Raw genomic sequence first — 12,153 nt, 5'->3', positions numbered from 1 at the left:
ACAAGATAAATTCAAAACCGATCATCACGTACCGCAGGAAGCACTAGTTCACGAACGTAAGGTGCGCTAGACATACTAAGGATTGTTCTCACGATACTGACTACATCATGAACCGGCACTAGCTGACCATCACCTCTCCGAGCCGCCTCATCTAGCGGTACATAACCCTTCTACAAACGCCCGACCGAGGCCTCTGCTTGCACCAACGACCATCAATTTCATGGATCGAACCCCCTTTCAGTTTCACGCCTATGTCAAACCGAAATGATATGATCATGAGGTGGTACAGCCAGTTTCTGCTATATCTCCGGTAAATCAGCAACCACGCGAATGAAACCATAGCGTCAGTTCACCCGACGGCCCATATGCTGGAAGCCATCCCTGATCTGTGACTGTCGGCTCCTCTCCCGGCTCACAGATCGAATGGCTCATCACCTCGATATGAATCCACAGCTCGCCTTCAATCTCATCAAACTCCACCACGCGCACTTCGTCACCTCTTGATACCAACTGGCCGCCCTCACCAGCACCGGCTACGGTACGAGGATGGTCCAACAATTGCGCATCCGATGCGTTCGCAATATAGGTCAGGCGGTTCTTAAGCAAAGCTTCAAGCGGAAAGTACTCACTCTTTCCCTGAGCCTCAATCCATGCCGCTCCATCAGTAAGTCGCACCTTGAAACCAGGGATCCTGGGCTTGCAGAACAATAACCGCCGGAGATTGATAGTCGTATTCTTCCGATGGCAATTCTTTGACGCTTTCGCCCTGATCAGTATGGGCGTTCACCACTAGCCCTTCGCACCCACCGGCCTCCGGGAACGTCCAGTAGCGATCCACGCGCAGGACGCCCATCACTTGCTCAGCGCCAAGCCCTGCATAGAGAGACACGTCCCTCGGCTGGAACTCATGGCAGGGGCCATCCCCAAAAACTTCCGGCAAGGTCAGTAAGCCAACCACTCGATCCTGCGAGGCTAACGCGGGGACCGATGTAAGCAAAAAACCCACCAACAGTGCCATTCTCATCAATACATCATCCCGGTATCCGCTCAACGTCAAGTTCAGCTGTATCAAGAGCCGCGTTCAACCTCTGACTTTAATTCGGCCTGATAAATATTTGCAAATTCTTCGATATCAAAAAACAACCTGCTTATCACTCGATAGAACGGATTGGGAATAGTCACATCTCGGTCATTCCAGGCCAGGCATGCCGGGCTGCACGATCTGACCGTTGGTCACAACCAAGCGCAGTTCCAGTGTATTTCTGATGTTTTCCAGTGGATTCGCATCAAGCACTAGCAGATCTGCAGCTTTGCCGACGGTCAGTGTTCCCCGCTCCTGATCCACGCCGGTGGCAATCGCGCCGTTCCGCGTCGCCGCCACCAGCGCCTCCATGGGCGCCATGCCCACATCTTCGACTAAGGTAAACAGCTCAACATGAGTATTCGGCGGGGCCATCGAATTCACCGGCTCGAAGGCGTCGGTACCTGCCGCCACCATCACCCCATGCTCATGAGCGAGGCGCACCAGTTCGACACCCCAATCAAAAGCCTCGCTGGCCCACTCGATACCCTCGGGTGGCCGATAGCGATGCATGTCACGGTACAGGGACAGCGTGGTGTCCAGCACCACGCCCTCTTCGGCCATGCGCTCCAGCAAGGCAAGAATACGGGGATGGTCAGGAGGAATGTCCGAATATGGCCCCTGCGTTCGCTTGCGATAGTCCGCCGGCACACTGTCCACCGCCTCCCAGACCAGATAGGGCGCATGGGACAGGGACTGGACACCCGCCGCAACCAGCTCGCTGGGTCGCGCAGGAAATACAGTGCCATGCGCCCAACGCATAAGGCCTTGCGCCTCAGCCGCCTCGGCGACACGACGCAGCTGCGCCGCGTCCAGGTCACCATAGATCTTGACTCCAGAAACACCCGCACCCCGAGCCTTCGCCATCATTCTCGTAAGATCGGTATCGTCCGAGATCGCCCGGAGCCAGGGCGCATTTCCGGGGCCATAGCCTCGTGCAGCCTGAGCCAATACTGGATGGTCAAACATGCTCTCACCACCCAGAATGGCCGAAAAACGAACGGTCGGCCCGACAAGCTCGCCCGCCTCTAATGCCCGCCGGGCTTCCGCCAACACCCTGGCATCGCCACCCATGTCGCGAACGGTTGTCACCCCGCCGCGAACCGCCCAGTCCAGACGATCCGCAAGCTGATTGTGGCCACGGGGATAATGAGCAAGATGCACATGGGCATCCACCAGCCCCGGCATGACCCACGCCCCATCCAGATCGATTCGCGTCACCTTATCCATGGGCTTCGGGTCTGAAACCGAGGGTTCCCCATCAATGGAAGCGATGACGCCATCCCGTACCAGCAACGATGACACTGTACGAGGCTCCGAACCCGTCCCATCAATCAGCTTCAGATTCTCCAGCACTAGCCACTCTGCGGCATTCGCCACGGGCGTCGCCAAGATCAGCAATATCCCCAGGGCATATCCAAGATCGCGTCGCATGTTTCTTGTCTCCAAATTCTGGTTGCGCAATAGCATGAACATCCGCCTACAAGTCAAGCAAGCTCATGCATTGCCTGCAATGGCGGAAATGTCAAGCCGTGTAAAGCCACTAGGTCATTCCCCCTACTCCGGGTGTAGATGGACCCCGAGCCAAAGCGCCCCCTCGGAAACGCGCTCGACCGTGTGTGGAACCCCGGCGGGAATGAACACATGGTCACCAGCACTGAGTTCAACCGCTTCATCGTCCACCTGAAGCGTCGCCTCCCCCTGCACGAGCACCACCCATTCATCCTGCCTTTGAACATATTCCTCGGAATCAATATCAGCCGAACTTAAAATCCGCTCGACAACCAAATTTCGATGCCGCAACAGCGTTTCGAACCGCTCTCCAGAGGGAGGCGGATCCGCATCGGAAAACAAATTCCCGGTTCGCATCATTTGAATCCTCCAGGCCAATCCTCGTAGGTATCCACTAATAGGACAGTCATTCCCGCAGGCGTCGCGGCACCGGCGACAGCAGCGAAAATGCGGGCGAAGCGTGATGACGGCTTGGGTAGTAAAGATGGTAGGGCTCGAATGTTTTGCGCCACTCGCCAAGCACTTCAACCAGCTCTCCGGACTCCAGCTCTTTGTGATCGCCTTTGATGCCAGCTACCAGGGGGCCAGCGCGTGGAGGACGCCAAAAAGGCCGGGATTACCGACATTGATGTCCTCGAGGCCACCGACTACTACAAGACACCTCGCGGCCAGGCCCCACAAGGCAAGACCAGCTTCCTATTTTCCCGTCGTGCAGCGGCAGTCGACTGGGATGCCTTCCACCTCGCCGAGGTGCTGCTAACCCAGCCGTTACTGGTCGTGATAGGCGACAAGCCCGGCGGCTTCGGAGCCTATCGCGATAGGCCTGGAGATCTACGGCCGGGCGGCATCAAAAGACAAGGAACTGGCAGCACTTCCGGCTGCTTCATAAAAATCATTAGTCTTCCTCGGCCCAGGTTAGCGAGGTCCATGCGGGGAATTCTTCCTTGAAGTCCACGCCCGTCGATACCAGATCATGGGGCGTCGCCAGACAAGCGAGGGCCATATGAATTTCACCGGGCCATTTGCTAGATCGGAATAGAATCCTGGTTCCACATTTCAAGCAGAACCCCCTCTCTGATTCGGCACTCGAGCAATACCAGGAGAGGGAATCATCACCTTGATCAACTCGGAACTGACCGTCCCTTACACCTACCCAGGTGACCGCCGGTGCACCGTGGGCTAGCCTGCACGAATCGCACACACAGTCGGAGACGAACCTTGGCGGGCCAGAGAAAGAGAATCGAATGGACCTGCACATACAGGCTCCTTGATATTCTTTAGTCATTTTCTCTTGATCCGAATAGAGACAGAGATCATTTTGAGCCTCCTATAGCCCAGTTCGACTTAAGCGGTAGGTTGGGCACGTGTCTCCTAACGTTTTAGGTAACAGGCTCGAGCGCGTTGGCGCGAAGTGTCCTCGTTAACCTGTTTGTTAGCCCTCATTGTGTGCCACCTGTGTCAACTGCTCGTTGAAGTGCAGCCCGGGCCAGCAGTCGCGTCGAATCCAAGGTCGGCAAGCCAGAGTTCGCATCATTTATGATCAACGGGATTTCAGTGCACCCGAGCACCACGGCGTCGCAGCCCTGCTTCTTGAAGTGCTGAATAACCGACTTGAAGAAAGCGATTCCATCGGGTTTGGCTATTCCATAGACGAGTTCATCCATGATGATTCGATTCATTTCATCTCGTTCGGACGCGGATGGCCTAATGCATTGTAGACCCTTCTGCTCTAGCTTCTGTGGATAAACTTCGCTATCAACAAGCCAGCGAGTGCCCGTGAGACCTAGCCGCTTGAATCCACGCTCAGAGGCCACCGCAGCGACGACCTCGGCTATGTGGAGCCAAGGCAGCGGGGAGCGAGTCTCAACGTAAGAGAATGCTTGATGAATGGTGTTATCGGGGCAGATCAGGAAATCGGCACCGGCATTTATCAGCTTTCGTGCCGAAGTCAGCATGATTTCTCCGACCCCCACCATGTCTGCATGATTGAGGCACGTTACGTAGTCTGAGAGCGAGGGCGTGTGCATAGAAACTTCTGGATGTGCATGGGGCCCAAGCAGAGCTTCGCCTTCCGTGCAGATGGTTCGATAACAGAGCGCCGCACCCTCGGCCGAGCAACCAACAATTCCGACGTGTAGTGGCATAGGCTAGACTCCTTGGCGGCTAACGCCCGCCATCACCGGCTTGTCCGGTGCAATTTTTTGTTAAGCTGGCTCGTCAATCGTAGCAGTAGAAGGTGTATACATCTTTTATTTTCTGGCCTTCTGAGCGCGGATGTGAGGCTTGATAACCAACAGACTTTAACACCCCCACTAATTCAACGAAACCACATCGCGCAGTGCATTCTTGAAGTGTGTGAAGGCGGATGTCTGCTGTCGGCGACTCGGGTAGTAAAGGTAGTAACCAGCGAACAGCTCACACCATTCTTCCAGCACGCGCACCAGCGTACCAGAAGCGATTTGCCTGCTAACGATGTCCTCAAGGATGTACGCAAAGCCGTGCCCCTCGGTTGCAGCGGCAACCATCAAATCGCTATCGTTGAAAATCGGACCTCGACCAGGCTTGACTGTGAGGTTGCGCCCATCCTTTTCGAAATCCCAAGGTGATAGCTCCCCGCTGCGATTTCTGAAGCTGATGCAGGAATGCTGGGACAGTTCGGAAGGTTGTTTCGGTGTGCCGTGTCGCGAGAGATAAGAGGGCGCGGCGACAACAGCGACCCGCATTTGAGGGCCAATTGGCAGTGCCACCATATCGTTCTCAAGCCTTTCGCCCAGTCGGATGCCGGCGTCAAACCTGCCCGCGATGAGATCCACGAAGTCGTTTTCGACGGAGACCTCAACGTCAATACCCGGATGCTGTCGAATCAAGGAACTCAGTGCCGGCCAGAGAATCGTGTCGGCCGCGTGTTTTCCGGCACTCACCCTGACCGTACCAATCGGTTCATCGCGCAGGCTGGTGAGCAACTTGATTTCATTGGTCACCTCGTCGAGCGCGGGGGACAGTTTTGTCAGCAGACGGGCGCCGGCATGGGTCGGCGAAACACTGCGCGTCGTGCGCGCCAGCAGCCTGATTCCAATGTCTTCCTCCAACCGCTTGAGCGTTTGGCTGAGCGCCGATTGAGTAACGCCCAGCCGCTTAGCGGCGCGCGTAAAACTGCCTTCAGCAGCAATGACGCGGAAAATTTCCAGATCGCCGAGCAGGCTTGGGCGCATTCGTTAGCTCTCCTTATAGACCCTATAATTAATAAGCAGGTTATCATGATTTATTAGTACATATACTATGTAACTACATTTCAGATAAGGAGCAACTTATGTCTAGAAACTGGCTCATCACGGGCGCCAGCCGTGGATTAGGTATGGAGATCGCCCGTGCCGCGCTTGCTGCTGGTGAAACCGTCGTCGCTACGGCTCGGTCTGCCAACGACGTTACGGAAGCACTCGGAACAAACAGCAGACTTCACGCGCTGGCACTCGATATTACGGACGAAAGTGCGGCCGTCGCCGTGGCACAAGAGGCAATGGATCTGGTTGGCACAATCGACGTGTTGGTCAATAACGCCGGCCAGGCACTGCTCGGCTGGTTCGAAACGATCAGCAGCGAACAAGTGCAGCGCCAGTTCGAGGTGAATGTCTTCGGCACGATGAACGTAACCCGTGCTGTGGTGCCACACATGCGTGCGCGCCAGTCAGGCCTCATCGTAACCATCTCTTCCGTTAACGGTTTGCTCGCAAACCCGGGAGGATCCATCTACTCATCGTCAAAATTTGCAATTGAGGGCTGGATAGAGGGATTTGCACAGGAACTGGCTCCCCTCAACATCAAATCGATGGTGGTTGAGCCGGGCATGCTGCGTACGGATTTCCTCGACGACAAATCAGCCGCGCACGGTGATATCGACGTTCCCGATTATGCCGAGGCGACCCGGCAGTTTCGCTCGTTCATCGCGGCCGCAAATCACAACCAGCCTGGTGACCCGGTCATGCTCGCAGAACGCATAGTCTCCCTCGGCATGTCGAGCGAGCCACCCGCCCGCTTCGTCTTTGGTGACGATGCACAGGAGTGGGCCACCAACAAGGTAAATCGCCTCCAAATGGAGCTCGAACAGTCGGTTAATATCGCGAAGGGAATTTAATCAATAAAATCAGAGTCATTGATTTTGTGACCATCTCCACTTAGTAAGTCAATGAGCAGCTGGCCAACTAGCGTTGCCCACTCACACTCAGAATGAACCATCCGTGCCATTTGCTATTCTCTACTCTTACGTCCAGATTAACCGGCGCGAACGAAGAAAATGTCCGAGTTGATGCTGTTGTTAGCCGTGGGCTTCGGAAAGTGTCGCAATAATTGGTGCACCTCTCGTCACAATGACAGTGTGTTCATATTGCGCGGATAGATTCGCGGGATGGCCAACGAGGGTCCATCCATCATCGGCCTCGGTTACAGATGTACTTTTCGTAGACAAAAACGGCTCTATTGCTATTACTTGACCGAGTCGCAGTCGCCGTGTGTCTTGACGGTCAAAGTAGCTGACGATGCCTTCAGGCTCTTCATGTAAACTTCGGCCTATTCCATGACCGGCAAGATTCTTGATCGTCTTAAACCCATGTGACTTCGCAGTACGCTGGATCGCTTTTCCGACTCGATTTATGGGGGTACCTGATCGGGCTTCCGCTAGCGCATGCTTTAAGGCTAATTGCGTGGCATGGCACAGTCGCGCTTTAGTTTTCGTGACAGGCGGAACAACGATCGTACCACCGGTATCAGCGAAATAGCCTTCCAGCTCAGCGGAAACATCAATATTCACGACATTCCCTGCCTGAACAAGTCTCTTACCAGGGATACCATGCGCGGCCTCTTCATTGATGCTGATGCAGGTCGCACCGGGGAAGTTATAGGTAACCCTGGGTGCTGATCGGGCTCCCATGCTTTCCAGAAGTGCACCACCCAGCTCATCCAACTCAGCTGTTGTCATTCCCGGTTCAACCGCACTTAGCATTGCATCGCGCACCTTGGCAACGACCCGCCCGGCATTCATGATCCCATCCACATCGCTCTGGTTTTCTATGGTCATAGATGTACCTTGATTATTTCGATTGACGGCTAACGCCCGTCATCACCGGTGACAACACCGGAGCGAAGCGGTGGATTTTGGCAACCGATGCATGGCCTGGTTATGTGCTGCCCTAGGCGGCAACAAGCTTCTTAACCTTGAGATCTTTACGATGTTGCTCGGCATGCCAGAGCTCATACTGGGATTGCTGGTTCAACCAGCTTTCTGCCGAGGTATCGAACGCGATAGAAAGACGAATCGCCATCTCAGGGCTAATACCAGCCTTGCCGTTCAGGACAGCACTCAGAGTTTTGCGACTTACTCCCAATGCCTCCGCAGCCGCAGTTACAGACAGGCCAAGGGGTTCCAGGCAGAGCTCTCGCAATACTTCACCAGGATGGGGAGGGTTGTGCATCAACATTGGCGACACCTCAATGATAATCCTCGTAATTCACGATCTCGGCATCTCCATCCTCGAACCGGAAGGTCACTCGCCAGTTACCGCTCACCGGTACTGACCAAATTCCGGCTCGATTTCCTGAGAGCTCATGCAGTCGAAGGCCTGGCAAGTCCATATCCTTGGCGTCTGATGCTGCATTCAGTCTACCGAGAATCAGCCGAAGCCTCTTTGCATGAGCCGCCTGAATCCCTGCTGTGCTCCCGGACTTGAAGAACTTCGCCAAGCCCTTGTGTTTGAAGCTTCGAATCATTTCTTGAGTGTAACCTATAACGTATCAGGTGTCAACGAACATAAGCCCCACATCACCGGCAGCAAAAAGCAGAGCGAGATACGAGCGGCATTTTTGCTGTCCGAGTGTAAGTGATTGTTATAGGTAAATATCTACCGTGCCTCAATGACGTGCGCCAAGTTGGCGAGAGATGAGTCGAGCCCCGCCTGGTGGTCTTCCGGTCGGATTCCCTCCGGTACGTTCTCGGCATGCACCTGGACCAGTGTTCCTCCGTCAGAAGCTTCAAATATCCAAGTCATCCGCATAGTCCCCTTTAAGGACGGGTCATCACTATCAAAATCGACCTCCTGCACAATGCGTTGTCCTGGGTCGATTCGGACCAATCGGACCTCGGTCTCGTCAGAATCTGCGGACGTCTTACCCTGGCCCTCATTCGAATTCTCATATGTGAGGCGCATCCGGTATCCTCCACCGGCTCGGAAGTCGAAGCTAAGCATCTTTCCGGTCATGCTTGTTGGTGGCAACCACTTCTCCATGGCACCAGGCTTAGCAAAGGCCTCGTAAACCTCCGATGCGGGGGCGCAAATCAGGCGGGATGACGTATCAATTCTCTGACTCATGTTTCTCCTGGACCTGGCAGGGACGCATAACGAAAAGCTGTGGCGCGCGAGGAACGAGCGTCGGCTGGAGCGCAGTGTTATACATTATGAGCATCAGATTTACCCAATGCCAGGCGAATCGCTTCCTCTACCGGGACATAAGCTCCCTCGACTTTCCCTTCGAGCTGAAAGGGCTCCTCCAGGTAAAGAGGCGGTTGAGCCATGAACCTTGGCGCAGCCCCCCGGTTTACTTGGGCTGCGTGGACGAGAAACGGGTGGCACAGATATACGGTCCCTGCCCGCCCGGTTGCCAAAACTTCGTCATATTGCTCCGTTGCGCTGAGATCGAAGCTACTCAAACCCGCTTCCCCAGCGGGCGCGAGGATACGCGCTACTTCCTGATGTAAGCCCACCCGAATGCGCGTCGGTGCATCCAGAGCCCCTACATCGGAAAACAGGAATAACATCAATAGAGCCCGGTCACGCGAGTTGACGTTAAGGCGCCAACCGGAGAAATCGTCAGGATCTGTGTCTGGTCCGGGGAAGCTGGCATCCACATGCCAACCTGTATCACCGGTATCAGATTCTGCAGGAAAGCGAACAGGAAATGTGCCCAGGCTGTAGCGTGGTTCCCAACGGCCTTCCCCTACCAGTTGATCGAAAGCCTCGTGCAGTGCAGGGGTGTTAGCAGCCTCAACGAACGGCTCGTGGTCGTAATCCCACAGCCAGACCACTGGCTGGTTCCATGTGGATGGGTCGTTTGGGTCACATCCGGTATCGGCCCACAGAATGTCTCAGCACTTTATTGCCAGCTCTGGAGAAAAAGCGCTCTCAAGCTTAACAAATCCATTAGTCACAAACTGGTTAATTTGATTTTCAGTAAGCATTACTCGTTCTCTAGCATTCTGTATAACGCCCGCCATAAACGGCGCGAGGAACGAGCGTCCGGCGACCGTAGGGAGCGAATTTAATGGCTTTGTTATGTGATTTCACGCTACGAGATCCCCATATCCCCAAATCAAGGTGCCCACTAGAACGATGAACAAGGTCACATATTCCAAGATTTTCCTTCGTCTTGGCATACTCCAATCTTGCGGTGACCCACCAACGAACCCAGCAGCAGATTGCCTGCAATCATTCAGACGTTGCTGAGCTGCATAATTCCGTGTCTCTACCCAGACAGATAGAAGCACTACGACTGCTCCCGACCTACCAAACCAATGCGGCTCACCAGTTGCGTGACTGAAAAGATATGATGCAACGGCAAAACAGCAAGCCACCAACAAAATCATGACTTCCAAGCAGATTTCCCCTGCTTTCCTTTCCTCTTCGTCTTTATTTGGCATTTTATTGTTATCTGACAATTCCCCTGACTCCCTCAATCACATAACGCTTGGCTTTGCGGCGTACCGGAGCGCCAGCGTAGGTACGTCCGACAACAGCCTTTTGTTAGAAGAATGACTGCTGTCGAATGTAGTTTGCAGCCTTGTCGATTTCGGGAAACATTGTACTGTCATTGATAGCCATGTGGTCCAGTTCCCTAAGGATTATATCCTTCTTATTACCATTGATATTGATTCTCTCTATCGAAATGCCCGGAACCGAATTCGTGTCAAGATCGCCGGTCATTCCGAAGATCATAAATGCCCCTGACTGCGCGAGAATTCGTCGGCTGTTCATTTTTGGCTTTACACAAAAAACACTTTGCAAATGACTCGGCTCAATTTCAGGCCTAAAGTGCGGTTTCTCCGCCCTCACAAATTGTAGAAGGCGATCAACAGCATCCTGTTGGTTGAACTGATTATTTGGGAGACTAAAATCGATACTGTCTTTCTCAGCTTTCTTCAACTGGGAAAGATTGGCAATACAACTCACGGCATCGCTATCAAAGTATTTCAGATGGTCCTTCTTGACCCGAAATACGATGACTTGCGCTGGCTTTCCAGAGTGCCGCCCACTTACAGCAAAATAAAGTGCAACCAAAGGATTCCACGATACATCTAAAAGCCTCGTTGGTAGAGTGTAGTGTTGCGCTCGTGCGAGGCGCTCCAAGGCCGTAGTGTCATGGTCAAACTCTGATGGATGAGTGGCTATGATCTCCCTGATCATGTTGTGCTCTTTCTCTGCGAGATCCTCTTCTCTAAGAACCCACGGGTGCACTTTTCGGCCCTGGCGTTTTGCATGGCCCCGGTACAGGAGTACTTCATCTTCTTTGGGTTGAACATACCGAATTTTTCGAATGAAACCTTCCAGCGAAGTTATCGACTGCCCCAAAACTTTCTCCTTCTAACGCCCGCCTCAAGTGCGCGCTTGCGCGTCACCTTGCAGGCGCTTGTTATATTTTCCTTCTCAGTCTTAGGTAATGCTCCACTTTTCTAAAAAGCGATGCTGGTATCCAAGACATGTTGAAAGTTACCTTTTCACCATCTTTTTCTGATGCGCAGAACAAGCAATAATCATCTTCAAAATATACCTCACTTTGTTCGATGATCTCAGCTATTCGTGCTCTAGCTTCAAGGGTTTTCTGAAATTTTGTTTCATCGTAAAAGCGGATGTATATTCTTAATATGGATAGAACAAATTCTTCAATAATTCCGAATGCATCGAATTTATTATCTTGAGATTCTAGCTGTGGTCTAACGATAGCCCCCCAACCATCAAAACCTGATATTAATGCATCTCTATCAAACATTAGAGTTATGCCAACATAAGGGGCTTGTTCGTCAAAACTTTTACTCTTCGAATAACTTAATGGAGGCATACCGCAGTGCTGAACATAGTTACGAAGCTTATACATAAATTTATATGAAAACCTACTATCGAACTCTTCTTCGGTTAATTTTTTGAACAGCTCTACAGGCTCTGACTTTTTCCCATACTCCCTTTTTATAAAAGTCTCCATATGGTCAAGAAAAGTTCTCGCTGACATCATCAGATTCAATAAGTTAATGTTTACTTCATGACCAAATGAGTCTAAATCATAGCGGCCTATTGCATGAGAGCTTTCTGCAAACTCTTGAAGCGCATCTTCAACGCCGTTTTTTAAGCATGAAAAATTGTGGAGCACATATTCGACAAGTTTGAAGTGTCTATTGAAATCGAATATTTCTTTATTGCAATCCCTGACTTCTTGGACTTCTTCGTCATTCAAAGATCGAATTGCTTTTATGCTATCCCCTTCAACCCTAGCGAGTTCTATAGCTGATTGCACGATGCTTCCTT

14 protein-coding genes and 3 pseudogenes are annotated in these 12,153 nt (G+C 52.7%); 2 read left to right on the top strand and 15 right to left on the bottom strand.

What is annotated here, in order from left to right; genetic code table 11:
* Positions 1 to 11 precede the first annotated feature (11 nt).
* The 5 genes and pseudogenes from J2T60_RS13460 to J2T60_RS02715 form a co-directional block, all read right to left on the bottom strand.
* Positions 12 to 158: pseudogene (locus tag J2T60_RS13460) on the bottom strand (SDR family NAD(P)-dependent oxidoreductase); the annotation flags it as partial.
* A gap of 157 nt (positions 159 to 315) precedes the next feature.
* Entirely contained in the window at positions 316 to 675 is a 360-nt protein-coding gene (locus J2T60_RS02730) for a hypothetical protein (protein ID WP_253445087.1), read from the bottom strand.
* Positions 662 to 1,024, bottom strand: coding sequence for a hypothetical protein (locus J2T60_RS02725; RefSeq protein WP_253445083.1), 363 nt, complete (start codon positions 1,022 to 1,024; stop codon positions 662 to 664). Before J2T60_RS02725 ends, J2T60_RS02730 begins: the two co-directional genes overlap by 14 nt.
* Before the next feature lie 165 nt (positions 1,025 to 1,189).
* Positions 1,190 to 2,515, bottom strand: coding sequence for an amidohydrolase family protein (locus tag J2T60_RS02720; RefSeq protein WP_253445079.1), 1,326 nt, complete (start codon positions 2,513 to 2,515; stop codon positions 1,190 to 1,192).
* Positions 2,516 to 2,638: 123 nt separating this feature from the next.
* A complete protein-coding gene (locus tag J2T60_RS02715) occupies positions 2,639 to 2,953 on the bottom strand; it encodes a cupin domain-containing protein (protein ID WP_253445076.1) in 315 nt (104 codons plus the stop codon).
* 231 nt (positions 2,954 to 3,184) lie between these two features.
* Here J2T60_RS02715 and J2T60_RS02710 point away from each other — a divergent pair.
* A pseudogene (locus J2T60_RS02710) lies at positions 3,185 to 3,467 on the top strand (alpha/beta hydrolase); the annotation flags it as partial.
* Positions 3,468 to 3,488: 21 nt separating this feature from the next.
* Here J2T60_RS02710 and J2T60_RS13375 read toward each other — a convergent pair.
* From J2T60_RS13375 to J2T60_RS02700, 3 genes are all read right to left on the bottom strand, one after another.
* Positions 3,489 to 3,878, bottom strand: a complete 390-nt coding sequence (locus J2T60_RS13375) for a GFA family protein (RefSeq protein WP_445376033.1) — start codon at positions 3,876 to 3,878, stop codon at positions 3,489 to 3,491.
* A 154-nt stretch (positions 3,879 to 4,032) separates the two neighbouring features.
* Positions 4,033 to 4,737: an aspartate/glutamate racemase family protein gene (locus J2T60_RS02705; RefSeq protein WP_253445070.1), complete on the bottom strand. Its 705-nt coding sequence runs from the start codon at positions 4,735 to 4,737 to the stop codon at positions 4,033 to 4,035.
* Positions 4,738 to 4,905: 168 nt separating this feature from the next.
* The gene (locus J2T60_RS02700) at positions 4,906 to 5,805 is read right to left on the bottom strand and encodes a LysR family transcriptional regulator (protein ID WP_253445067.1); all 900 of its coding nucleotides are present in this window, start codon (positions 5,803 to 5,805) and stop codon (positions 4,906 to 4,908) included.
* A 98-nt stretch (positions 5,806 to 5,903) separates the two neighbouring features.
* On the opposite strand from J2T60_RS02700, the gene J2T60_RS02695 reads away from it, so the two are divergent.
* Positions 5,904 to 6,725: an SDR family NAD(P)-dependent oxidoreductase gene (locus J2T60_RS02695; protein WP_253445064.1), complete on the top strand. Its 822-nt coding sequence runs from the start codon at positions 5,904 to 5,906 to the stop codon at positions 6,723 to 6,725.
* A 180-nt stretch (positions 6,726 to 6,905) separates the two neighbouring features.
* On the opposite strand, the gene map is transcribed toward J2T60_RS02695, so the two are convergent.
* The 7 genes and pseudogenes from map to J2T60_RS02665 all read right to left on the bottom strand — a co-directional run bounded on the left by map (position 6,906) and on the right by J2T60_RS02665 (position 12,142).
* Positions 6,906 to 7,664 (bottom strand): type I methionyl aminopeptidase, encoded by a 759-nt coding sequence (gene map, locus J2T60_RS02690; protein WP_253445062.1) that lies wholly within the window; start codon positions 7,662 to 7,664, stop codon positions 6,906 to 6,908.
* Positions 7,665 to 7,776: 112 nt separating this feature from the next.
* A complete protein-coding gene (locus J2T60_RS02685; RefSeq protein WP_253445059.1) occupies positions 7,777 to 8,064 on the bottom strand; it encodes a HigA family addiction module antitoxin in 288 nt (95 codons plus the stop codon).
* Between the two features lie 10 nt (positions 8,065 to 8,074).
* A complete protein-coding gene (locus J2T60_RS02680; RefSeq protein WP_253445056.1) occupies positions 8,075 to 8,353 on the bottom strand; it encodes a type II toxin-antitoxin system RelE/ParE family toxin in 279 nt (92 codons plus the stop codon).
* A gap of 131 nt (positions 8,354 to 8,484) precedes the next feature.
* Positions 8,485 to 8,952 carry an SRPBCC domain-containing protein gene (locus J2T60_RS13370; protein WP_366518272.1) on the bottom strand — a complete coding sequence of 156 codons (468 nt, stop codon included), beginning with the start codon at positions 8,950 to 8,952 and terminating at the stop codon, positions 8,485 to 8,487.
* A gap of 77 nt (positions 8,953 to 9,029) precedes the next feature.
* A pseudogene (locus J2T60_RS02675) lies at positions 9,030 to 9,818 on the bottom strand (phytanoyl-CoA dioxygenase family protein).
* A 562-nt stretch (positions 9,819 to 10,380) separates the two neighbouring features.
* Positions 10,381 to 11,205, bottom strand: coding sequence for an FRG domain-containing protein (locus tag J2T60_RS02670; RefSeq protein ID WP_253445050.1), 825 nt, complete (start codon positions 11,203 to 11,205; stop codon positions 10,381 to 10,383).
* Positions 11,206 to 11,266: 61 nt separating this feature from the next.
* Positions 11,267 to 12,142 carry a hypothetical protein gene (locus J2T60_RS02665; RefSeq protein WP_253445047.1) on the bottom strand — a complete coding sequence of 292 codons (876 nt, stop codon included), beginning with the start codon at positions 12,140 to 12,142 and terminating at the stop codon, positions 11,267 to 11,269.
* Between the last annotated feature and the right edge of the window lie 11 nt (positions 12,143 to 12,153).

The sequence above is a fragment of the Natronospira proteinivora genome (genome assembly GCF_024170465.1).
GTDB lineage: Bacteria > Pseudomonadota > Gammaproteobacteria > Natronospirales > Natronospiraceae > Natronospira > Natronospira proteinivora.
Note: the sequence above shows the minus strand (reverse complement) of the source record. Positions and strands in the feature narration are given on the sequence as shown.

What these genes read in the sequence shown, in the direction of transcription:
- J2T60_RS13375 (WP_445376033.1), bottom strand. Translation starts at nt 3,878, where the DNA reads ATGACTAAAGAATATCAAGGAGCCTGTATGTGCAGGTCCATTCGATTC.
- J2T60_RS02725 (WP_253445083.1), bottom strand. Translation starts at nt 1,024, where the DNA reads ATGAGAATGGCACTGTTGGTGGGTTTTTTGCTTACATCGGTCCCCGCG.
- J2T60_RS02685 (WP_253445059.1), bottom strand. Translation starts at nt 8,064, where the DNA reads ATGTTGATGCACAACCCTCCCCATCCTGGTGAAGTATTGCGAGAGCTC.
- J2T60_RS02700 (WP_253445067.1), bottom strand. Translation starts at nt 5,805, where the DNA reads ATGCGCCCAAGCCTGCTCGGCGATCTGGAAATTTTCCGCGTCATTGCT.
- J2T60_RS02720 (WP_253445079.1), bottom strand. Translation starts at nt 2,515, where the DNA reads ATGCGACGCGATCTTGGATATGCCCTGGGGATATTGCTGATCTTGGCG.
- J2T60_RS02680 (WP_253445056.1), bottom strand. Translation starts at nt 8,353, where the DNA reads ATGATTCGAAGCTTCAAACACAAGGGCTTGGCGAAGTTCTTCAAGTCC.
- map (WP_253445062.1), bottom strand. Translation starts at nt 7,664, where the DNA reads ATGACCATAGAAAACCAGAGCGATGTGGATGGGATCATGAATGCCGGG.
- J2T60_RS02705 (WP_253445070.1), bottom strand. Translation starts at nt 4,737, where the DNA reads ATGCCACTACACGTCGGAATTGTTGGTTGCTCGGCCGAGGGTGCGGCG.
- J2T60_RS13370 (WP_366518272.1), bottom strand. Translation starts at nt 8,952, where the DNA reads ATGAGTCAGAGAATTGATACGTCATCCCGCCTGATTTGCGCCCCCGCA.
- J2T60_RS02695 (WP_253445064.1), top strand. Translation starts at nt 5,904, where the DNA reads ATGTCTAGAAACTGGCTCATCACGGGCGCCAGCCGTGGATTAGGTATG.
- J2T60_RS02715 (WP_253445076.1), bottom strand. Translation starts at nt 2,953, where the DNA reads ATGATGCGAACCGGGAATTTGTTTTCCGATGCGGATCCGCCTCCCTCT.